At 29.2% G+C, this 21,098-nt stretch carries 29 protein-coding genes and 1 pseudogene; all 30 read left to right on the forward strand.

Features of this window, described 5'->3' with window-relative positions:
• Nucleotides 1-37 precede the first annotated feature (37 nt).
• The 30 genes and pseudogenes from ACZ1HD_RS14100 to ACZ1HD_RS14245 all read left to right on the forward strand — a co-directional run bounded on the left by ACZ1HD_RS14100 (nucleotide 38) and on the right by ACZ1HD_RS14245 (nucleotide 20,829).
• Nucleotides 38-229 carry a hypothetical protein gene (locus ACZ1HD_RS14100; protein ID WP_472687807.1) on the forward strand — a complete coding sequence of 64 codons (192 nt, stop codon included), beginning with the start codon at nucleotides 38-40 and terminating at the stop codon, nucleotides 227-229.
• A gap of 385 nt (nucleotides 230-614) precedes the next feature.
• Entirely contained in the window at nucleotides 615-1,181 is a 567-nt protein-coding gene (locus ACZ1HD_RS14105; RefSeq protein ID WP_472687808.1) for a toxin-antitoxin system YwqK family antitoxin, read from the forward strand.
• 187 nt (nucleotides 1,182-1,368) lie between these two features.
• Nucleotides 1,369-1,650, forward strand: coding sequence for an NHLP leader peptide family RiPP precursor (locus ACZ1HD_RS14110; protein WP_472687809.1), 282 nt, complete (start codon nucleotides 1,369-1,371; stop codon nucleotides 1,648-1,650).
• 3 nt (nucleotides 1,651-1,653) lie between these two features.
• Nucleotides 1,654-2,261 (forward strand): annotated as a pseudogene (locus ACZ1HD_RS14115) (JmjC domain-containing protein); the annotation flags it as partial.
• Nucleotides 2,262-2,348: 87 nt separating this feature from the next.
• On the forward strand, nucleotides 2,349-2,843 hold the full coding sequence (locus ACZ1HD_RS14120; protein WP_472689442.1) for a hypothetical protein: 495 nt from the start codon (nucleotides 2,349-2,351) through the stop codon (nucleotides 2,841-2,843).
• 178 nt (nucleotides 2,844-3,021) lie between these two features.
• Entirely contained in the window at nucleotides 3,022-4,446 is a 1,425-nt protein-coding gene (locus tag ACZ1HD_RS14125) for an SNIPE associated domain-containing protein (RefSeq protein WP_472687810.1), read from the forward strand.
• Nucleotides 4,447-4,655: 209 nt separating this feature from the next.
• The gene (locus tag ACZ1HD_RS14130; RefSeq protein WP_472687756.1) at nucleotides 4,656-5,048 is read left to right on the forward strand and encodes a transposase; all 393 of its coding nucleotides are present in this window, start codon (nucleotides 4,656-4,658) and stop codon (nucleotides 5,046-5,048) included.
• Nucleotides 5,049-5,062: 14 nt separating this feature from the next.
• Nucleotides 5,063-5,911, forward strand: coding sequence for an IS3 family transposase (locus tag ACZ1HD_RS14135; protein ID WP_472689365.1), 849 nt, complete (start codon nucleotides 5,063-5,065; stop codon nucleotides 5,909-5,911).
• A gap of 52 nt (nucleotides 5,912-5,963) precedes the next feature.
• A complete protein-coding gene (locus ACZ1HD_RS14140; RefSeq protein ID WP_472687811.1) occupies nucleotides 5,964-6,605 on the forward strand; it encodes a DUF4253 domain-containing protein in 642 nt (213 codons plus the stop codon).
• A gap of 171 nt (nucleotides 6,606-6,776) precedes the next feature.
• Nucleotides 6,777-6,908: a hypothetical protein gene (locus ACZ1HD_RS14145; protein WP_472687812.1), complete on the forward strand. Its 132-nt coding sequence runs from the start codon at nucleotides 6,777-6,779 to the stop codon at nucleotides 6,906-6,908.
• Nucleotides 6,872-7,753, forward strand: coding sequence for a CBS domain-containing protein (locus ACZ1HD_RS14150; RefSeq protein ID WP_472687813.1), 882 nt, complete (start codon nucleotides 6,872-6,874; stop codon nucleotides 7,751-7,753). The genes ACZ1HD_RS14145 and ACZ1HD_RS14150 overlap by 37 nt, the downstream gene beginning before the upstream one ends.
• 147 nt (nucleotides 7,754-7,900) lie before the next feature.
• Nucleotides 7,901-8,398, forward strand: coding sequence for a hypothetical protein (locus ACZ1HD_RS14155; protein WP_472687814.1), 498 nt, complete (start codon nucleotides 7,901-7,903; stop codon nucleotides 8,396-8,398).
• Nucleotides 8,399-8,578: 180 nt separating this feature from the next.
• Nucleotides 8,579-9,256, forward strand: coding sequence for a hypothetical protein (locus tag ACZ1HD_RS14160; protein WP_472687815.1), 678 nt, complete (start codon nucleotides 8,579-8,581; stop codon nucleotides 9,254-9,256).
• 148 nt (nucleotides 9,257-9,404) lie between these two features.
• Nucleotides 9,405-10,361: an SRPBCC family protein gene (locus ACZ1HD_RS14165; RefSeq protein ID WP_472687816.1), complete on the forward strand. Its 957-nt coding sequence runs from the start codon at nucleotides 9,405-9,407 to the stop codon at nucleotides 10,359-10,361.
• Nucleotides 10,362-10,566: 205 nt separating this feature from the next.
• Entirely contained in the window at nucleotides 10,567-10,959 is a 393-nt protein-coding gene (locus ACZ1HD_RS14170) for a transposase (protein WP_472687780.1), read from the forward strand.
• Nucleotides 10,960-10,973: 14 nt separating this feature from the next.
• Nucleotides 10,974-11,822 (forward strand): IS3 family transposase, encoded by an 849-nt coding sequence (locus tag ACZ1HD_RS14175; protein WP_472689365.1) that lies wholly within the window; start codon nucleotides 10,974-10,976, stop codon nucleotides 11,820-11,822.
• 51 nt (nucleotides 11,823-11,873) lie between these two features.
• Nucleotides 11,874-12,509: a hypothetical protein gene (locus ACZ1HD_RS14180; RefSeq protein WP_472687817.1), complete on the forward strand. Its 636-nt coding sequence runs from the start codon at nucleotides 11,874-11,876 to the stop codon at nucleotides 12,507-12,509.
• 186 nt (nucleotides 12,510-12,695) lie between these two features.
• Nucleotides 12,696-12,923 (forward strand): HTH-like domain-containing protein, encoded by a 228-nt coding sequence (locus tag ACZ1HD_RS14185; RefSeq protein WP_472687818.1) that lies wholly within the window; start codon nucleotides 12,696-12,698, stop codon nucleotides 12,921-12,923.
• 4 nt (nucleotides 12,924-12,927) lie between these two features.
• The gene (locus tag ACZ1HD_RS14190; protein ID WP_472687819.1) at nucleotides 12,928-13,218 is read left to right on the forward strand and encodes a hypothetical protein; all 291 of its coding nucleotides are present in this window, start codon (nucleotides 12,928-12,930) and stop codon (nucleotides 13,216-13,218) included.
• A gap of 208 nt (nucleotides 13,219-13,426) precedes the next feature.
• On the forward strand, nucleotides 13,427-13,603 hold the full coding sequence (locus ACZ1HD_RS14195; protein ID WP_472687820.1) for a hypothetical protein: 177 nt from the start codon (nucleotides 13,427-13,429) through the stop codon (nucleotides 13,601-13,603).
• A gap of 204 nt (nucleotides 13,604-13,807) precedes the next feature.
• Entirely contained in the window at nucleotides 13,808-14,200 is a 393-nt protein-coding gene (locus ACZ1HD_RS14200; RefSeq protein ID WP_472687780.1) for a transposase, read from the forward strand.
• A gap of 14 nt (nucleotides 14,201-14,214) precedes the next feature.
• Complete coding sequence (locus tag ACZ1HD_RS14205; protein ID WP_472689365.1) at nucleotides 14,215-15,063, forward strand: IS3 family transposase; 849 nt, start codon at nucleotides 14,215-14,217, stop codon at nucleotides 15,061-15,063.
• Nucleotides 15,064-15,112: 49 nt separating this feature from the next.
• Complete coding sequence (locus tag ACZ1HD_RS14210) at nucleotides 15,113-15,457, forward strand: hypothetical protein (RefSeq protein WP_472687821.1); 345 nt, start codon at nucleotides 15,113-15,115, stop codon at nucleotides 15,455-15,457.
• Between the two features lie 47 nt (nucleotides 15,458-15,504).
• Nucleotides 15,505-15,978, forward strand: a complete 474-nt coding sequence (locus tag ACZ1HD_RS14215; RefSeq protein WP_472687822.1) for an SRPBCC family protein — start codon at nucleotides 15,505-15,507, stop codon at nucleotides 15,976-15,978.
• A 249-nt stretch (nucleotides 15,979-16,227) separates the two neighbouring features.
• A complete protein-coding gene (locus ACZ1HD_RS14220; RefSeq protein WP_472687823.1) occupies nucleotides 16,228-16,668 on the forward strand; it encodes a hypothetical protein in 441 nt (146 codons plus the stop codon).
• An 807-nt stretch (nucleotides 16,669-17,475) separates the two neighbouring features.
• A complete protein-coding gene (locus tag ACZ1HD_RS14225) occupies nucleotides 17,476-18,081 on the forward strand; it encodes a hypothetical protein (RefSeq protein WP_472687824.1) in 606 nt (201 codons plus the stop codon).
• 265 nt (nucleotides 18,082-18,346) lie between these two features.
• Nucleotides 18,347-19,015: an Eco57I restriction-modification methylase domain-containing protein gene (locus ACZ1HD_RS14230; protein WP_472687825.1), complete on the forward strand. Its 669-nt coding sequence runs from the start codon at nucleotides 18,347-18,349 to the stop codon at nucleotides 19,013-19,015.
• 68 nt (nucleotides 19,016-19,083) lie between these two features.
• Nucleotides 19,084-19,902, forward strand: a complete 819-nt coding sequence (locus ACZ1HD_RS14235) for a hypothetical protein (protein ID WP_472687826.1) — start codon at nucleotides 19,084-19,086, stop codon at nucleotides 19,900-19,902.
• Nucleotides 19,895-20,341: a hypothetical protein gene (locus tag ACZ1HD_RS14240; protein ID WP_472687827.1), complete on the forward strand. Its 447-nt coding sequence runs from the start codon at nucleotides 19,895-19,897 to the stop codon at nucleotides 20,339-20,341. The genes ACZ1HD_RS14235 and ACZ1HD_RS14240 overlap by 8 nt, the downstream gene beginning before the upstream one ends.
• Nucleotides 20,342-20,382: 41 nt before the next feature.
• The gene (locus ACZ1HD_RS14245; RefSeq protein WP_472687828.1) at nucleotides 20,383-20,829 is read left to right on the forward strand and encodes a BsuBI/PstI family type II restriction endonuclease; all 447 of its coding nucleotides are present in this window, start codon (nucleotides 20,383-20,385) and stop codon (nucleotides 20,827-20,829) included.
• Nucleotides 20,830-21,098 lie beyond the last annotated feature (269 nt).

The raw sequence follows: 21,098 nt of genomic DNA on the forward strand, positions 1-21,098 counted from the left end.
ATTGACCGTTCAAAAATAATAAAATATTGAATTAAACTTGAGAAAAACTGCAATAAATATTGAAACCCAAAAATGGAATAAAATAATTTCTGACTTAAGAAAACGAGGTTGGATAGTTACAGCAAAATATATCGGATTTGATGCTGGAATTGATTACGACTTTTTAATTTTAAGAAAAGGGTTTAAAAAATATTGTTTGGTTGGACAAATTGGTTTGAGGGAGAAATAAAATGTTCAGACCTAACTTTTCAATATTTAGAATCTGAATTGCAAATGGAGTTTAAATATGGAAAACCAACAAGTTTAAAACCTCTCGTGATTTTGACTTACAGAATTCAATCTTTACCATTAATACTAGTGAAAAAATTGAAATTACTGAAAAACTAAAAAGTACTGTGCACAACAACATATATAATTTATTGCTAGCTTCTTGCCTACTTACGAAAATCCTATCGGATTTTCTTTGTCTGTAATTATTTACTAAATTAGTTGCTTAAACCACGCAACAAACCATATATAAACACGTTGTGCATAATAAAATGAAAGTCTTACAAAACATAATATTTTTGCTTTTAATTAGCTTTTCGTGTTTCAGTCAGAAAAACGAAAAAGGAATGTTTGACTTTAAGTTTTTAGATAAATGCACGAATAAATTTGTAGAAGCTGAATTTGAAATTGACACCATTCCAGGATTAGAAAATAGTATTTCTCTTACCTATTTTATCAAACGAGGGAATTTAATTTCTCAAGGTTTTTACTCAAATAGAATTAAGGAAAATTCAATAGACACAATTATAATACCGAAAATTCTCTTTTCTTTTGGAAACGAACTACATTCAAAACGTTGGAAATATCTAAACTGTGAAAAAACTTGCGAAGGTTTAGAAACTGATTTTTATGAAAATGGAAAAAAAAGAATAGTTGGAAATTTTAAAGAAGGAAAGCCAATTGAAATAAAAGAATATAGAGAAAATGGGACACTTTTAACTCAAACTTTTTACGAAAATTTCACTTTAAATATTAGTCGAATAAACTATTTTGATTTGAAAGAAGAATTGATTGAATATGAAGTTTATAATAACAAAAAAAGAAAAACTATTATTAAAACTTATGACAATAAAGGAAATTTAATCGAAAAAGAAATGAACAAAAAATATGTTGAAAAATACAGTTGGAATTAAAAATTACTATGCACAACACCGTACAAAATTAATTGCTTGTTTTTGCTTAATTACGAAAATCCTCGCGGATTTTCTTGGCCGGTAATTATTTAGTAAATTTAGTGCTTAAACCACGCAACTAACCTTGTACAAACACGTTGTGCATAATGCGAAAAACAAAATAGTAACCAATTAAAATTTATATATAATGAACAATGAACAAACAAAATTATTAGCAAAAGTTGTAGCAAAAGCTTGGACTGACGAAGACTTTAAAGCAAAGTTGAAAACTGACCCTAAAACCGTACTTTCAGAAGAAATATCTGATATAAATCCTGATGTTCGAGTGATAATGCACGAGAATACACCAAATCAATTAAATTTTGTTTTGCCTGCGAAACCTGACCTTGTTGGACTTTCGACAGATGAAATTCTTGCAAGAGCATCTCAAATAATTTCAGTTCAATTAGAAATGTTTGACATTATGTAGTTTATGGCAACAGAAAATAAATTTAATTTAGATTGGCTTGTTGGTAATGACTTCGACAAAGAAAAGTTCCTATCTGATTATTTTGAGAAACAGCCTTTACATATTAAAAAGGCTGTTTCTTTAAATTTTGACGTAGAAAAATTTGAAGAAATACTCCGGCGATTTGAGAATGAATTAGGAGATAGATTAAGAGTAAATAAAGGAGGAAATCCTACGATTGTTCCTTATTTAAAATTGGGTGCTGAATTATGCCATTGGGCAATTGAACGATATGCCGAAGGCAACACCTTAATTCTAAATGGTCTTCACGAATTAGATTCAGATTTAGCAAAAATCAGTTCAAATCTTCAATTAGATTTTGGACGTAAGGCTTCTGTTAATGGATTTCTGACACCACCATCTTCTCAAGGTTTTCAAGAGCATTTTGACTCTCACGATGTTTTCCTTTTCCAAACTTCGGAAAAAAGCATTGGAAAATATATGATTCCGAAGTTTATCTTCCTTTACCTAGACAACAACGACACGTTGATTTTGACGACAATTCAAAACCTTTAATTGATGTTGTTTTAGAAAAAGGAGACGTACTTTATATTCCAAGAGGTTTTGTTCATTCGGGTTCAACCAATTCCGAAGATTATTCTTTACATTTAACAATTGGAGTTAGACCAACTTTATGTTTGGATATTGTAAATTCTTTAATGGACGAAATTGCTCTAAAAGAACCGAAACTGCGAGAATCACTTTTATCTAATAATAGAGAAGATATTATTGAAATTGTTCAGAGGAATTTGAATTCCATTAATTTGTGGAAAAAAGCGACCAATAGACATAAAATCAATTCAATTGGAGAGGCTCGCTCTGGTGTAATTAATAGAGTTAATAGTCTTTCAAAAATTGAAAATATAAATAATAAAACCACTTTTAAAAAAGGAAAAACAACAAACTTTGAGATTGTTGATTTTGACGATAAAATCGGTTTAGTATTTTCAATTGGTAAATCAAGAGATAAAAATAATGAACTAAATCCAGCAGCCGTTTTATTCCCAGCTTCAAACTATGGAATTTTAAATTTGATACGTAAAACTGATAAAACATTTTCGTTAGAGGAAATATCTGTAAACTATGATATTGATGAATGTAAAGAACTTTTTAGAATACTTGTAAGAAGAGGATTTTTAGAAATAGTCGATTAAAATTGAGCGAAAGCACTATGCACAACACCGTATAAAATTAATTGCTGGTTTTAGCCTATTTACGAAAGTCCTCGCGGACTTTCTATCTGTGATTTATTTGCTAATTTTAGTGCTTAAAACACGCAACTAATCTTATACAACAACGTTGTAACCAATACGAGAAAAACCCGAACTGAAAATGACATTAGGATTAATAATTACAATTTTAGCTTTAGGAATTGCTCTTTTTGTTGTGATAAATCAATCCAAAAAAGCAAAAAGCAAACTAAATGCGGAAATTGAAAATAAGAACGGAGACTTATCGAGAAAGGTTGAAGAAAACGACAAACTAAATTCTGATTTAGAAAGATTTAGCGAAATTGTATCAATCGAAAATGAAATTGAATTAAAGAACAAAGAATTTTCAGAAATTAAAGCGAGTGCAACTGAACTGAATAATAAGTTTATTAATGCTAAATCAATCTTCAAAGAATTAGAGAAAGATATCAAACTTTACCAAAACGATTTAGAATTTATTGACCTCGGAATTTACGAGCCAATTTTTGATTTAGAAACTTCAGAAAAGTATAAAGAGAGAATCACACAAATTGTTACAAGACAAAAACAGCTTATCAAAGGTGGAAATGCTTGTGTTTGCAACACTGAATGGACTGTTGGAAATAGCCGAAAACAAGGCGAAATAATGACAAGAAGATATATCAATCTCACTTTAAGAGCATTTAATGGAGAATGTGACTCATTAATATCTAAAGTGCGCTGGAACAATATAAAGCGTTTTGAGGAAAGAATAAAAAAGGCATTTAATGCAATCAATAAACTTGGAAAATCAAACAATACATTTCTAACAGACAAGTATTTAAAGCTTAAACTTGACGAACTACAATTAGTATATGAATTAGCTCACAAAAAGTATCAAGAAAAAGAAGAGGCAAGAGAAATCAGAGCACAACAACGAGAAGAAGAAAGAGCACAACGTGAATTCGAAAAAGCTCGAAAAGACGCTGAAATGGAAGAAAAGCGTTATCAAAAGGCATTGGAAAAAGCAAAAAAGGACTTAGGATTAGTAAGTGGTGAAAAGTTGGACGAACTAAATTCTCAAATCGCACAATTGGAACAGAGTCTAAAAGATGCACACGAAGCCAAAGAAAGAGCAATTTCAAGAGCGCAAGAAACAAAATCTGGACACGTTTATATAATTTCTAATCTTGGCTCATTTGGAGAAAACGTTTATAAAATAGGAATGACAAGAAGACTTGAGCCAATGGATAGAGTAAAAGAATTAGGAGATGCATCTGTTCCTTTTACTTTTGACTTACACGCAATGATATTTTCAGAAAATGCACCAGAACTTGAGAACCTTTTACATAAGGAATTTGATGACAGACGTATTAACAAAGTAAATTACAGAAAAGAGTATTTTAAAGTTACGTTAGATGAAATAGAACAAGTAATCAAAGACAAGTATGAAAAAGAAGTAGATTTTATAAAAGTATCAGAAGCCCAACAATTTAGAGAAACACAGTCTATAATAAAACAAATCCAACAAGCAAAAAATGAAAAGGCTGAAAGTGAAATTGAAAAATATCCTGACAGTTTGTTCTAAAAAAGTACTGGTTACAACAACATATATAATTTATTGCTGGCAAAAAGCTTACTTACGAAAATCCTCGCGGATTTTCTTTGTCAGTAATTATTTACTAAATTAGGTGCTTAAACCACGCAACAAACCATATATAAACACGTTGTAACCAATACAAGAAATGTAAAATCCTGAAATAGGTTGACTAAAAATTAAACAACTTTAGTTAAACTATGAGCACAAAAACAAAACAACCCTGCCGAAAAAAGAACTACAATAAAGTCGGTTTCGAACTCAAATTATTCATCATTGACCAAATTCATAATGGACGGATTTCTGTAAATTATGCAGCTAAAAAATATGATATTTCTAGAGCAACTATTCAGTACTGGATAAAAAAATATAGTACCTTAGATCAAAAGAAATTAGGTATGAGTAAACAAGACGAAATTAAAAAACTCAAAGAAAAAATTGAGGAACTGGAATTTATAAAAGACTTCCAACAAGATATAATTGCAGACATGGAAATCATTACTGGAGTCGATATGTCAAAAAAGTCATTGCCCAAAACATTAGCAGAAGAGATTCAGAAAAAGAAACAAAACCGTTTAAAAGAAAATGGTTAACTCAATGTTTTGGGATTACTAAACAAGCTTTTTATAAACGCTTAAAATCATACAAAATAAAGCAAAACAACGAACGTATTTTAATCCAATTAGTTAAAAAATGTCGTGACAAAATTGGACAGAAATTAGGCGCTAAAAAACTATATCATGAATTGAAAAACGACATCAAAAAACAAGGAATTAAAATAGGGAGAGATAAGTTTTACACATTCTTAAGAAACCATAAACTATTGATCTCTAGAACTAAAAACTATCATACAACCACTAATTCTAATCATCATTTTTATAAATACAAAAACCTAATTACTAATAAAACCCCTACAAGAGCTGAACAACTTTGGGTAACAGACATAACCTATATTAAAACTCAAAAAGGACATAGTTATTTGGCTTTAGTTACAGATGCCTATTCTAAACAAATAATGGGATATAAACTAGATTCACATATGAAAACATCTCTTTGTATAGATGCTTTAAAAATGGCGCTTAAAAACCGTAAATACCCAAATCAAAAATTAATACATCACTCAGATAGAGGCTTACAATATTGCAATCCAACTTACGCTGGTTTTGCTGAATCAAATGGATTAAAAATGAGTATGACTGAAAAACATGACCCTTATGAAAATGCTATTGCGGAAAGAATTAATAGAACTTTAAAATATGAATATGGTTTGAAAACAATAATAAAAAACACTAAATTAGCACAAAAGATTACTAAAAGAGCCGTTTATATTTACAACAACCTAAGACCACATCTAAGTCTCGATTTATACACTCCTAAACATGTGCATATAAATCAAAATATTGAATATAAATCGTATCGAAAAAATAAAAATAATCTGGAATTATTAACCTTTTAAACATCAAAAAAAGGTCAACCTATTTCAGGACAATACAAAAAATTCGAACTAAATGAAAAAGGTATTTATAATTATGGGAATTTTATCAATTTTTGGTTGTGGAGCAAAAAATCTCTCACCAAAAGAAACTGAATTAGTGAATAAGTTAGGCTTTGAAATCGAACTTATAAAAGAACTGAAAAAAGAAACGAAAAATGAATTAATTCAGTTACCAGGAATCGACCAAGAAACCGGAGATATTTTGGAGCAATTTCATAACGGAATTAGCTCGATAACTTCAGAAGAAAAAGGAAATTCTATAGTTCGAAAACTTAAAGAAAAATTTAGAAAAAAAGGATATTTAATATTTGTTTACACTGGAATAGACGATTTAAGAAGTATTGGAATAATAAAAGGGAAAAATGACCTCGATATTTTACGTTATAGAAGAACAGATGGAATTAATCACGATTTAGAAAATCAAGATATTGTTTCAAAAATATCTGAATGGAATGATAAGTTTGGGCTGAACATAATTGGATGTGGAAGAGATTGGCTTGAATTGGAATTTAAGAAAATGCCAGTAGATTTAGATGAATTTTCAAAAGAAGTTTATGAATTTTGCCCTGATTCTGTTGACCAAGGTGTTGGAGAAATCGAAAACTTGAAATTAATGATTAAGCAAATGAACGGACTTTGGTTATGGTGGGATTAAAAGTACTGGTTACAACACCGTACAAAATTAATTGCTTGCTTCTTGCCTACTTACGAAAATCCTCGCGGATTTTCTTTGTCAGTAATTATTTATTAACTTTATTGCTTAACCACAGCAACTAACCTTGTACAAACACGTTGGCGGTAATTTAAGAAACACCTAGAAAAAAAGATGATAAAGGAAGAATTTTTAGAATTAGTTAAGGAAATAAAAGAAAATGATAAGGAATTTGAAATTTCATCTCGTGAATTATTATACTTTTTTGGTTGCGAAAAAAGAACTTCGGAAATGTCGCTTATATAAATAGGTTCTTAAATGAAAATCAACTTGAAACAGTCCCAAATTATGTAAATAACTGGATTGACGGAGACATAACTTTAAAACATAAGAAAAAAGCAACAACAAAGAATGGTGTTGACCCAATTCAAAGAATAAAATTACTTCCTTCTTCAAATAATGAACCGATTTTTGTAACAAAGGATGCTAAATTAAAGGAAGCAATAACTTTAATGATGATGCATAATTACTCTCAACTACCTGTAATGAATGGACCAAGAACTGTTGTTGGATTTATTAATTGGGAAACTATTGGTTGTGCAATTACTAATGGTCATAAATCAGAAGACGTAAAAGATTATATAAATAAAGATGTTACTTTATTAAGTTATGAAACACCTTTACTTGAGGCTATCTCAATAGTTATCGATAAAGAGTTCGTTTTAGTATATAAATCTGATAAAACTATTAGCGGAATTGTAACAATCGCAGATATTAGCACCCAATTCCTTTCAGTTACAGAACCTTTTATTTTACTTGAACAAATAGAAAACCATATAAGACAAATTTTAGACAAAAAGTTTTTGATTTCTGACTTAAAAGAATTCTGTAAAATTGGAGACCTAGAAAGAGAAATAGAATTTATAGATGACCTAACATTTGGAGATTATATTCGTATAGTTGGAAAACCTGAAAATTGGGAAAAATTAAATTTATCAATCGAACGTTCTCATTTTATAAAGCAATTAGACAAAATCCGACTAATAAGAAATGATGTAATGCATTTTGACCCAGAAGGAATTACAAATGAACAACGAAGAGATTTAATAAAAATGGCGAAGTTTTTAATGGAATTAAGAAAGTATCATTGAAAAAACTACCGCCAACACCGTGTATAATTAATGGCTGGTTCTCGCCTACTTACGAAAATCCTCGCGGATTTTCTATTCGGTTTTTATTTGCTAAATTAGGTGCTTAAACACGCCACTAATCATACACAAACACGTTGCCAAACATATATGAAAATCGGAAATCATAAAATATTTTGTCTTTTTATTTTTACTTTATTCTGTAACTTGACTATTGCTCAAAATGATATTTACTTTTTAATAAATAAGAATGATTCACTTATAAAGACACAAATTTCAAATAAGCCGAAAACTTTCACTGGATACAGTCTATTTTATGACAAAAAAGTTAGAACAAAAAAGAATAATACACCGAATTTAAAACAATCAAAATCAGATGGAGTGATTACGATTTCGGAAGAAGATCCAAAGTATGATTATTACGTCTATGAAAAACCTTCAGTTGTATTCAGTTTTATAAAAGAATATGATAAATTAATTGATAAAAATGAGCTTAACGATTTAAAAATAATAAAAGACCGAAAGGAATTTCTGAAAATTAGTGAAAAAGGAGGATTTGACGGACTAGGGAATACATATTATTTTCTTGAAAAAAGAGAAAACGAAAAGTACTTAATTAGAAAAGTTTACGCTGTAATATTTGAATAAGTGACTTTTATGAATAAAATACGTTTGGCAACACCGTATAAAAAAATTGCTAAATTAGTGCTTGAGCAAAGGTAGTTGCGTTTTTTGCTACTTCTGAATTTCCTTCGGAAATTCCTCGCACACAAAAAACGCAACTTTTCTTATACAACAACGTTGGCAATAATTAAAAAAATCACGAATATGAAAGAAAAATTTATTGGAATTATAATATTAGGAATTATTTTCCAAAGTTGCGTAACTAACAAATATTTGAGTTCAGCAACGCCTACAAATGAAGTTACGAACATAGAATACTTTGAACCATATTCTTATATTCAATTAATAAAAAAAGGGAATAAATCTGAATTGAATGATAGTTTATCTTTGGAATCTAAAAGAATAATTGACTCTGTAATTTATTCTAATAAAAATTTGTATAAAATCAAAAACAAAATTATCATTGAGAATAGTTCCATTAATGAAAAAGTTGAAAACGAATTATCTTTCTTAATTCAATCAGCGATGCAAAAAAGGAAATTAGAAGGAATTAAAATAACTCCTGTAATTGATTCAATCCTTGAATCTAAAAACCAAAGATTTGCTCTTGGAATCGTTGGTGTCGGATTTGGAAGAAGAAAAGGAAATTATGGCGGACAAGTAGCTAAAGGGGTTGCTGTTGGAGTTTTAACATTGGGGCTTTTTGCTCCAGTTCCAATAAAATCAAATCTTTCACTATATTCTGTAATTATTGATTCTCAAAAAAATGAGATTGCTTTTTATAAAAAGACATTACCAATTGAAAAATCTCCAACTGACCCGATTATAATAAAAAGGCAATTAGATAAAATTTATGAAAATTATTTATTTAAAAAGAAATAACTATTGCCAACACCGTGTAAAATTAATTGCTGGTTTTAGCCAATTTACGAAAGTCCTAGCGGACTTTCTATCTGTGATTTTTTTGCTAACTTTAGTGCTTAAATCACGCAACTAATCTTACACAACAACGTTGCCACCAATTTGAAAAATGAACAAAACGACAAAAAACATCCTTATTACAATTGGAATTCCGACTCTTTACGCAATAATTTTAAGATTAGCATTCGGAGTTAAAGATTGGAATGAACTATTTTCTGTAATGTCAATTACATTCCTTTTTCTTCTTCCAACAATAGTTGGTGCATTAACTGTTTATCTTTCCGATAGGAATAAAGTTCAAAAATTATGGTATCGTATTTTCACACCTTGGATTCCTATAATTCTATTTCTTATAATAACACTTGCTTTAGCTATTGAAGGTTGGGCTTGTTGGTTAATGATTCTTCCTGTTTTCTTAATAGCAGCATCAATTGGAGGATTAATTGGAGGTTACTTAAAACTAAAAAAGAGAAATGACAAATTAAACATTTCATTACTAATCCTTATTCCTTTTTTAATTTCACCTATGGAGCAGCTAATTGAAAAAATTCCAGGCACATATAAAGCATATACTTACATAGATATTAATTCAAGTGCAGAGAAAATATGGGAAAATGTAACAAGAGTCAGAACTATTGAAAAAGAAGAAGATACTGGATATTTGACAGAATTTTTAGGATTTCCGAGACCTTTAAAAGCTGAATTGAATTATAATGGAATTGGAGCTTATCGAGAAGCGATTTTTACTAATGGACTAATTTTCAGAGAAACAGTTACGGAATATGAAGAAAATAAGAAAATGGTCTTTTCAATTAAGGCAAATACTTATGAAATTCCATCAACAACTCTTGACGAGCACATTCTAATCGGAGGAGAATATTTTGATGTATTAAATGGAACTTATGAACTTGAAAAGCTGACCGAAGGAAAATATCGTTTGCATTTATATAGTAATTTCAAAATGAACACTACTTTTAATTTTTATGCTGGTTGGTGGGGAAAAATAATAATGAAGGACATTCAAAATAATATTCTGAAAGTTGAAAAGAAACGAGCAGAAGAATAAAAAACTGGTGGCAACACCGTGTATAATTAATGGCTAGTTTTCGCTTACTTACGAAAATCCTCGCGGATTTTCTATTCGGTTTTTATTTGCTAAATTCCGTGCTTAAAACACGCCACTAATCATACACAAACACGTTAGGCACAAGCGCAAAGCATGTAAAATCCTGAAATAGGTTGACTAAAAATTAAACAACTTTAGTTAAACTATGAGCACAAAAACAAAACAACCCTGCCGAAAAAAGAACTACAATAAAGTCGGTTTCGAACTCAAATTATTCATCATTGACCAAATTCATAATGGACGGATTTCTGTAAATTATGCAGCTAAAAAATACGATATTTCTAGAGCAACTATTCAGTACTGGATAAAAAAATATAGTACCTTAGATCAAAAGAAATTAGGTATGAGTAAACAAGACGAAATTAAAAAACTCAAAGAAAAAATTGAGGAACTGGAATTTGTAAAAGACTTCCAACAAGATATAATTGCAGACATGGAAATCATTACTGGAGTCGATATGTCAAAAAAGTCATTGCCCAAAACATTAGCAGAAGAGATTCAGAAAAAGAAACAAAACCGTTTAAAAGAAAATGGTTAACTCAATGTTTTGGGATTACTAAACAAGCTTTTTATAAACGCTTAAAATCATACAAAATAAAGCAAAACAACGAACGTATTTTAATCCAATTAGTTAAAAAATGTCGTGACAAAATTGGACAGAAATTAGGCGCTAAAAAACTATATCATGAATTGAAAAACGACATCAAAAAACAAGGAATTAAAATAGGGAGAGATAAGTTTTACACATTCTTAAGAAACCATAAACTATTGATCTCTAGAACTAAAAACTATCATACAACCACTAATTCTAATCATCATTTTTATAAATACAAAAACCTAATTACTAATAAAACCCCTACAAGAGCTGAACAACTTTGGGTAACAGACATAACCTATATTAAAACTCAAAAAGGACATAGTTATTTGGCTTTAGTTACAGATGCCTATTCTAAACAAATAATGGGATATAAACTAGATTCACATATGAAAACATCTCTTTGTATAGATGCTTTAAAAATGGCGCTTAAAAACCGTAAATACCCAAATCAAAAATTAATACATCACTCAGATAGAGGCTTACAATATTGCAATCCAACTTACGCTGGTTTTGCTGAATCAAATGGATTAAAAATGAGTATGACTGAAAAACATGACCCTTATGAAAATGCTATTGCGGAAAGAATTAATAGAACTTTAAAATATGAATATGGTTTGAAAACAATAATAAAAAACACTAAATTAGCACAAAAGATTACTAAAAGAGCCGTTTATATTTACAACAACCTAAGACCACATCTAAGTCTCGATTTATACACTCCTAAACATGTGCATATAAATCAAAATATTGAATATAAATCGTATCGAAAAAATAAAAATAATCTGGAATTATTAACCTTTTAAACATCAAAAAAAGGTCAACCTATTTCAGGACAATACAGCAACACTCAAAAAATGGCTATTTGGCAATATCAACTTACTGTTATTCCTAAACAATCTGTTTTGGGAAAATTTGGAAAAATTCCAAATAAACTTGAAGTTAATGAAGAAGCTTGGGAGAAATATTGGGAAAATGTAATTGATATTGAAAACTTGCCTGAACCAAACTTTGAAGATGCAAATACAATCAATTGGTGGAAAAATTCTAAAATAAAAAAATCGGAATTAGTTGAAAATATTGACAAACTTGTTAAAAGAGCAGAATGGAGTAAAGACTCTTTGGAATCAATCAGTTGGAAAGGAAATGAAAACCTTGAAGAAGACAATGATTGTTTTATAGCATTTAATAAATACTCTAAAGTTATTGGAGAATTTAGCTTTAGAGTTGACTTGAGAAAGAAAAGAAATATTGAAAATTTCCTAACTGGAATGCTTGAAATTTGCGAGAAAAATGAACTTTTAGTTTATAATAATGAAGGAATTTTGTTTCTACCTAAACTTGAATTAATAATTGGAGATTTAAAGAATTCTAGAGCTTTAGATTTTTTGACGAATCCCGAGAAATTTATTGAAAAAATAGCTAAAAAAGAAAATAAAAGTAAAATTGAAAAAACTAACTTTTGGAAAAAACTGAAACAATTTTGGAATTAAAAAGCCAGTGCCTAACACCGTACAAAATTAATTGCTTGCTTTTTACCTAATTACGAAAATCCTCGCGGATTTTCTTTGTCAGTAATTATTTAGTAAATTTACGCTAAACCAACGCAACTAACCTTGTACAAACACGTTGGGCACAATTTGACCAAACAACAATCTGAACAATAAAAAACAGAAAATATGACCTTAAATGAATTAGGAACAAAACTTAGCGAAATGTATAATAACGCACCGAAAGGAGATTCAGTTGCTATGATACATTTGTTCGGAATTAAATTTGCGACCGAAATAAAGGAAAGTGAATATTCAAAAAAGGACATTATCACACAAGCAGAAATATCGGCATCCTATTTGACGGAATTGACCAAAGGAGTAAAATTAGCTGAATACGTAGTTCCTAAAAACTAACTTATTGAAACAGTCAGAATTTTTAGAGAAAACAAGAAAAGCATATTTGGACGCAAGAGAATGTTCTTATTTGCCGAAATCAAATTCAAATGTTCTAAGTAGAGGAACAAGTCACTCTATATCGTCAATTACAGAAGACTTATTTGGATGCTATTGTGCAGAAAAACTAACTAAGCCAAATAGAATTAAAATATTAATTGACCCACCAATTTCTTTTAAAGGAACTGAATTAAAAAACAAAAGTGGTAAAAGGTCATTATTGTTAAGACCGAGACATTGCTTTTACGAAAGATAATATTGTTAATTGCTTCTTCGATATTAAAACAGATTTAGGTTATAAAAGATTTGAATTCTTAAATCAAGCAAAGGACAGAAATAATCAATTAAATATTATCAAAGAAAAATATGCACATTACAAAGATGGTAGGACAAAAATCAATCAACGAATTAAAATTTCGTCTGACATAAAATTTGTTTATGTAGTTATTTCTCAAGGTAATATTGTGAGAGATAAAATGAATGAATTTATTAGCGGAATTAAGTTGTTAGAAAATGTAGATGTTTTTGTGATTTCCAAAGGAGAACATCTGAATTCATACAATGATATTTCTAAAACGGAAATTAATGTTGCGGACTTTAATGGACTTGATAAGCTGATAAACGAAAAACTGAACGGATAAAAACTGTGCCCAACACCGTGTATAATTCATTGCTAGTACAGGCTTGCTTACGAAAATCCTTGCGGATTTTCTATTCGGTTTGTATTTGCTAAATTAGTTGCTGAAACACGCAACGAAATCATACACAAACACGTTGTAAAACATTAGAACGAATGTAAAATCCTGAAATAGGTTGACTAAAAATTAAACAACTTTAGTTAAACTATGAGCACAAAAACAAAACAACCCTGCCGAAAAAAGAACTACAATAAAGTCGGTTTCGAACTCAAATTATTCATCATTGACCAAATTCATAATGGACGGATTTCTGTAAATTATGCAGCTAAAAAATACGATATTTCTAGAGCAACTATTCAGTACTGGATAAAAAAATATAGTACCTTAGATCAAAAGAAATTAGGTATGAGTAAACAAGACGAAATTAAAAAACTCAAAGAAAAAATTGAGGAACTGGAATTTGTAAAAGACTTCCAACAAGATATAATTGCAGACATGGAAATCATTACTGGAGTCGATATGTCAAAAAAGTCATTGCCCAAAACATTAGCAGAAGAGATTCAGAAAAAGAAACAAAACCGTTTAAAAGAAAATGGTTAACTCAATGTTTTGGGATTACTAAACAAGCTTTTTATAAACGCTTAAAATCATACAAAATAAAGCAAAACAACGAACGTATTTTAATCCAATTAGTTAAAAAATGTCGTGACAAAATTGGACAGAAATTAGGCGCTAAAAAACTATATCATGAATTGAAAAACGACATCAAAAAACAAGGAATTAAAATAGGGAGAGATAAGTTTTACACATTCTTAAGAAACCATAAACTATTGATCTCTAGAACTAAAAACTATCATACAACCACTAATTCTAATCATCATTTTTATAAATACAAAAACCTAATTACTAATAAAACCCCTACAAGAGCTGAACAACTTTGGGTAACAGACATAACCTATATTAAAACTCAAAAAGGACATAGTTATTTGGCTTTAGTTACAGATGCCTATTCTAAACAAATAATGGGATATAAACTAGATTCACATATGAAAACATCTCTTTGTATAGATGCTTTAAAAATGGCGCTTAAAAACCGTAAATACCCAAATCAAAAATTAATACATCACTCAGATAGAGGCTTACAATATTGCAATCCAACTTACGCTGGTTTTGCTGAATCAAATGGATTAAAAATGAGTATGACTGAAAAACATGACCCTTATGAAAATGCTATTGCGGAAAGAATTAATAGAACTTTAAAATATGAATATGGTTTGAAAACAATAATAAAAAACACTAAATTAGCACAAAAGATTACTAAAAGAGCCGTTTATATTTACAACAACCTAAGACCACATCTAAGTCTCGATTTATACACTCCTAAACATGTGCATATAAATCAAAATATTGAATATAAATCGTATCGAAAAAATAAAAATAATCTGGAATTATTAACCTTTTAAACATCAAAAAAAGGTCAACCTATTTCAGGACAATACAGAAATCCTAGAAATGAAGAAAAACCCGAAACTATTTTCAATTTTAATCACTTTAATCGTATCTGCGATTTTAGGATATATAGAAATTGGAATTTTTAAAGAATATGGCTGGACTGTATTTCTTGTTATTCCATTCATAATTGGATTTCTTCCACCTTTTATTAATGGAAAATTATCAGAAATAAGTAAAAAAGAGAGTTATAAATTAAGTTTTCTAACACTCGGAATTGTTTTAATTGGACTTTTGATTTTCGCAATTGAAGGAATGATTTGTATTGCAATGTCTTTGCCATTAATCGCTTTATTAGTTTGGCTTGGCTCTTATTTAGGATACAAAGCAAATTCGGAAAGTGGATAAATCCGACAAATACAACAATTGGACTTCTTATCCTTAGCGTAAGTTCAATGAGTTTCGACTATGTTAATGAACCTGAAAACTTAATTCCTGTTAGAACGAAAGTTATTGTTAACTCAAATATTGAGAATGTTTGGAAAAACGTTGTGACTTTTGACAAAATAGACGAACCAACTGACTGGATATTTAAAACTGGAATTTCATATCCAACAAACGCAACTATTAAAGGAACTGGAATTGGAGCAATAAGATATTGTAATTTTACAACTGGTAGTTTTGTAGAACCAATCACAACTTGGAACGAACCGAATTTATTACAATTTGACGTAAAAGAACAACCAATTCCTATGAATGAATTTAATCCGTTTTGGGAAATTCATCCACCACATTTAGATGGTTATTTCAAGTCATATAAAGGTCAATTTAAACTTACCAAAATCGGAGAAAATAAAACGGAATTAGAAGGAACGACTTGGTATAAAGTAGATATTACACCGAGAAATTTACTGGAAAACTTGGTCTGACTTTATAATTCACAGAATACATAAACGAGTATTGAATCATATAAAAATAGAAACTGAAAATAAATAACGTTTTACAACACCGTATAAAATTAATTGCTAGTTCTATCCTACTTACGAAAGTCCTCGCGGACTTTCTATCTGTGATTTATTTGCTAACTTTAGTGCTTAAAACACGCAACTAATCTTATACAACAACGTTAGCTGTCATTTATGAGCAACACCGAAAACAGATACTATTGTGACGATTCATTGAAATATGGAGAAGAAGAAAAGTGGCAATATTTACTTGATTATGCTCTTGAAAAGGCTGAATTTGTTGAATTCAATGTACTTTATACAAATCAAGAAATTACACTTGAAATTGAATCTCTTTCTGAATTTTTAGTAGAAAAAAACAAAAGGGGTGAAAAAATTTACTCTAATGGAAATTATTTTGTCAGATATAAATTATCAGATGAATTAAAGGAATTTATCAAATCAAAAAAATACGGAGATTGGAATGGTTATAATTATGAAGATATGAGTTTTGTGAAAAATGGAAAAGAATTTTTTGCAACAAATACTCACGAAAATCTTATAATTATAGAAATGAATAAAAATTTGAAAGAAAAATTAACTGAAAAAAGTTTAACTTTTGGTGTGATTGGGGAAAAAATCCAGCAAAATCGGAATAAAACTAAACCGAATTAAAAAACGTCAGCTAACACCGTGTAAAAAAAATTGCTACATTTAGCTTAAATAAAAGTTGTTGCATTTTTATCAACTTCTGAATTTCCTTCGGAAATTCCTCGCTGAAAAAACCGCAACATTTCTTACACAACAACGTTGGCAACCATTACCAATCACACTCAAAAGGAATGAAAAGATATGAAATAAGCAGAATACCATATGACCCTAAATGGATACATAATCCTGAATATAGATTAGCTAAAAAATCTGAGTTAAACGAATATAAAAAAATGGATGGACTCTTGAAAGAGAATATTTTTTAATAATAACACCATTTTTAGATTGGTGGAAAAAATTATCAGACGGAAATAAAATTACCTTATTTGGAATCATTTTAACTGCTTTTTTAACCTTGCTCTTATGGAGTCTAAGTGAATATTTTCAATATAAAAAATCGAATCTAAAGACTGAAAATTTTTTACTAATAAAACGTTTTGATTCATTAAATAAATCTCACGATTCATTAAATCGGAATTTAGAATTATTAAATCAACGTTTTCATTCCTTAAATCAAGATTTGAAAGAAAAAAATAAAATAATTGAAAGTTTGAAATCAGAAATAAAACCCAAAAACACTTCCGGTAAAAAGTAAATTGTTTGAACTTACTTTTGGCGGAATTAAAAACGGTTGCCAACACCTTGTATAATTTATTGCTCATTTTTAGCTTATTTACGAAAGTACTCGCGTACTTTCTTTATTAGTTATTATTTATTATCTTAGTTGCTTAAAGGCGCAACAAACCATACAAAAACACGTTGGCAAACATTATGAAGAAACTACTGATTTTAATCTTTATTTTGAATTTTGGCTTTTTGAATTCACAAACGAATAATAAAAAAGAAAGCTTTAAAACTGAATTTGACAGTATTTTACATAAAAGGATTTATCGCGTTGAATATAGTTCAATTCACACAATAGAATTAATTGAATTTAAAGAAGGAAACTATAAAGGACGTTTAATAAATGTTTTAACAAGATATGGAAGAAAAACCAAAGACTTTGTTCAAAAGATTGCAATTCCTGAATTATTAACTGAAAAATTAATGAATGACTTTAAAATGCTAAATATTGAAACGCTGAAAGGTTGTGGGAATGTTTTTTCAAGAGAATATAATTGTGTTGGTGCTTTAGATGGTGATGGAACTAATATCCTAATTTTAACAAATAAATTAAATAGAAAACTAAATTTCGAAGCTATTTATCCAGGAGGAAAGGAAAACAAGGATTTTCCTGAAAAACAGAAAACAGCTCAAAAAATCCTGAATTTAATTCACGAGAAAATTGACTTTGAAAAATTTTTACATAAATATATGAAACACCTTCCTTCAGGAACTTATGGTTATTATGGAGTGAATATGATTAAATTAAGATAAAAAACGATTTGCCAACACCGTACAAAATTAATTGCTTGCTTCTAGCCTACTTACGAAAATCCTCGTGGATTTTCTTTGTCAGTAATTATTTAGTAAATTTATTGCTTAACCGCGCAACTAACCTTGTACAAACACGTTGTATTTCATACCGCAGCAGCCGCACAAAATAGCACTTTTGGTTTTTTCCAACGCAACATCAAACGCTGAAAAAACCAAAAGAGCTATTTTTTTCCAACGCTCGAACTGAATTTCGTAACTTTGAAAAATGCAAACAAAAATAGAAATAGAAAATAATCTGAACACTTTACCAAGTCAATTTGCCGACTTACTTGGTGTTGAATATGCTTCTACTGTTTCTAAAGAACATAAGAAAATTAAAGGTCAATTTTTTACACCTACTAAAATTTCAGATTTTATGGGAAGTATTGCGTCTAAACCAACTTCTAAAAATATTACAATTTTAGACCCAGGTTGTGGAACAGCTATTTTGACTTGTTCCTTAATTGAAAAAATTGTTGAATTTGGACTTAATTCAATTGAATTAGTTGCTTATGAAAGTGACATCAAACTTTTTCCTTATACAGAACAATCTTTACAAAATTTAAAAAAATGGCTTAAAGAGAAAAATGTTAAATTCAAGTACACACTTTTGGCTAGTGATTTTATAGAAGACATGTCTATTTCTTTAAAAAAACACAGAGAATCATTTGATTACATAATATCTAATCCTCCATATTTTAAACTTTCAAAAGACGATAAAAGAGTTAAACTTTTTCAAAATTTAGTTAAAGGACAATCAAATATTTATTCATTTTTTATGGCAGTTTCTGTTAATCTGCTAAAAAAAGATGGAGAATTAATTTTTATTGTACCTAGAAGCTTCGCTTCGGTCAATATTTTAATTCTTTTAGAGATTATTTTTTTAGCCAAATAAACTTAAATTTCGTTCATCTTTTTAAATCAAGAAGTAAAACTTTTGATAGAGATAGTGTTTTACAAGAATTGTTGATTTTAAAAGGAAATAAAAATAATTCAGAAAATGTTACTATTTCAACATCAGAAGGATTAAAAGATTTACAAGAATCTAAACTAAAAGAATATCACATTTCAGAAATTATTGACCTTAAATCAAAAGCAAAAATTTTACATCTTCCAACTACAAACTATGAAGAAAATGTAATGCAATTATTTAAGTCTTGGAAAAATAATTTAATAGATTTTAATATTCAAATATCAACTGGTCGAGTAGTTTCTTTTCGTTCAAGAGACCTTTTATTTGAAACTTATCAAAACACTACAATATTTCTTACTCCTTTGTATTGGTTACATAATGTGACTAAAATGTCTATTAATTGGCCAAATTTTATTCCGAAGAAAAGCCAATATATAAATATGACAGAAAAGTCAGAAAAATTATTATTACCTAACAAAAACTTCGTTTTTTTAAGACGTTTCAGTTCTAAAGATGATAAAAGTCGCTTAATTGCTGCTCCATATTTTTCTCACTACAACAAAAACAAATTAATTGGCGTTGAAAATAAGTTAAATTACATTTATAATTTAGAAGGAGAGTTACAAGAAAATGAAGCTGTTGGAATAGCTGCACTTTTAAACTCTAACATTTTCGACACCTATTTCAGAACTTTTAATGGGAATGTAAATGTTAGTGCTACAGAAATAAGATTAATGCCCTTTCCTCCTATTGAAACAATTAGAGAAGTTGGAAATCAACTTATTGAAAAAAACGATTATTCAGAAAAAACAATTAATGAAATTACAAGCCAATGGCTTATAGAAAATATTGAATTAATAAATGACTAAAATTGAAGAAGCACAAGTAATTCTAAAAGATTTAGGCTTACCAAAATCACAACAAAATGAAATGTCTGCTCTAACTTTGTTAGCACTTTGTAATATTTCTGAAAAAGACGATTGGAAAGATTCTAAAAAAATAAGTTTAGGAGTTACTAAGGGAATAATGAAATTTTTCTCGGAAGTTTATAACAAAGATTATGCAGCAAACACGAGAGAAACAGTTCGAAGATTTGTATTACATCAATTTGAACAAGCTAGAGTTGCAGACTATAATCCAGACATTCCTAACTTGCCAGTAAATAGCCCAAGAGCTCATTATGCAATTTCTAAAGAAGCATTGAAAGTAATTCAAACTTTTGGAACAAAAAATTGGGATTCTAATGCAAAAAACTTTAGAGATTCTATTGGGAATTTAGCAAAAGCTTATGCGAAAAAAGAGAAGTAGTTAGAGTTCCTGTAAAATTACCAAGTGGAAAGATACTTTCATTGTCTTCTGGAAAACATAATGAAGTTCAAGCTGCAATTGTTGAACAATTCCGACCAGAATTTGCAGAAAATAGTGAACTCTTATATTTAGGAGATACAGAACTGAAAGATTTATATTCAGATAATAAAACTATGTCTGAAATTGGAATCCCAATCGACCAACATAGTAAATTACCTGATGTTGTATTGTACGACAGAGAGAAAAATTGGCTATTTTTAATTGAGGCTGTTACTTCTCACGGACCCGTTTCTCCAAAAAGAATTGTTGAATTAGAGCAATTGTTGGAAAAATGTGATGCTGGAAAAGTTTATGTCACAGCTTTTCCCGACTTTAAAGAATTCAAAAAATGGTCGAGTAAAATTGCTTGGGAAACTGAAATTTGGATTTGTGAAATGCCAGGTCATATGATTCATTTCAATGGAGATAGATTTATGGGACCAAGATAAGCCAACGCTGAAAGCCATACACATTTGCAATTCGCTACAGCCACCACACAAAGCCAAAAATTGCAAAAGAGTATGTCTTCTCCAACGCTAGCAAGTTTGCGGAATAAAGTACGAAAATACAACACCGTATATAATTTATTGCTAATTTTAGCTTACTTACGAAAAATTTCGCAAGCATTTAATTTGGTTTTTATTTACTAACTTTAGTGCTTAAACCACGCAACAAATCATATACAAACACGTTGTGCAACATTAAAAAAACTGTAAAA

Source organism: Polaribacter sp. HA6-7 (genome assembly GCF_055693625.1).

Coding starts and splice junctions, on each gene's coding strand:
- ACZ1HD_RS14200 (WP_472687780.1), top strand. CDS start 13,808: ATGAGCACAAAAACAAAACAACCCTGCCGAAAAAAGAACTACAATAAA.
- ACZ1HD_RS14210 (WP_472687821.1), top strand. CDS start 15,113: ATGAAGAAAAACCCGAAACTATTTTCAATTTTAATCACTTTAATCGTA.
- ACZ1HD_RS14160 (WP_472687815.1), top strand. CDS start 8,579: ATGAAAGAAAAATTTATTGGAATTATAATATTAGGAATTATTTTCCAA.
- ACZ1HD_RS14165 (WP_472687816.1), top strand. CDS start 9,405: ATGAACAAAACGACAAAAAACATCCTTATTACAATTGGAATTCCGACT.
- ACZ1HD_RS14185 (WP_472687818.1), top strand. CDS start 12,696: ATGACCTTAAATGAATTAGGAACAAAACTTAGCGAAATGTATAATAAC.
- ACZ1HD_RS14230 (WP_472687825.1), top strand. CDS start 18,347: ATGCAAACAAAAATAGAAATAGAAAATAATCTGAACACTTTACCAAGT.
- ACZ1HD_RS14120 (WP_472689442.1), top strand. CDS start 2,349: ATGGACGAAATTGCTCTAAAAGAACCGAAACTGCGAGAATCACTTTTA.
- ACZ1HD_RS14140 (WP_472687811.1), top strand. CDS start 5,964: ATGAAAAAGGTATTTATAATTATGGGAATTTTATCAATTTTTGGTTGT.
- ACZ1HD_RS14110 (WP_472687809.1), top strand. CDS start 1,369: ATGAACAATGAACAAACAAAATTATTAGCAAAAGTTGTAGCAAAAGCT.
- ACZ1HD_RS14225 (WP_472687824.1), top strand. CDS start 17,476: ATGAAGAAACTACTGATTTTAATCTTTATTTTGAATTTTGGCTTTTTG.
- ACZ1HD_RS14130 (WP_472687756.1), top strand. CDS start 4,656: ATGAGCACAAAAACAAAACAACCCTGCCGAAAAAAGAACTACAATAAA.
- ACZ1HD_RS14145 (WP_472687812.1), top strand. CDS start 6,777: ATGATAAAGGAAGAATTTTTAGAATTAGTTAAGGAAATAAAAGAAAAT.
- ACZ1HD_RS14105 (WP_472687808.1), top strand. CDS start 615: ATGTTTGACTTTAAGTTTTTAGATAAATGCACGAATAAATTTGTAGAA.
- ACZ1HD_RS14170 (WP_472687780.1), top strand. CDS start 10,567: ATGAGCACAAAAACAAAACAACCCTGCCGAAAAAAGAACTACAATAAA.
- ACZ1HD_RS14125 (WP_472687810.1), top strand. CDS start 3,022: ATGACATTAGGATTAATAATTACAATTTTAGCTTTAGGAATTGCTCTT.
- ACZ1HD_RS14180 (WP_472687817.1), top strand. CDS start 11,874: ATGGCTATTTGGCAATATCAACTTACTGTTATTCCTAAACAATCTGTT.
- ACZ1HD_RS14240 (WP_472687827.1), top strand. CDS start 19,895: ATGACTAAAATTGAAGAAGCACAAGTAATTCTAAAAGATTTAGGCTTA.
- ACZ1HD_RS14155 (WP_472687814.1), top strand. CDS start 7,901: ATGAAAATCGGAAATCATAAAATATTTTGTCTTTTTATTTTTACTTTA.
- ACZ1HD_RS14215 (WP_472687822.1), top strand. CDS start 15,505: ATGAGTTTCGACTATGTTAATGAACCTGAAAACTTAATTCCTGTTAGA.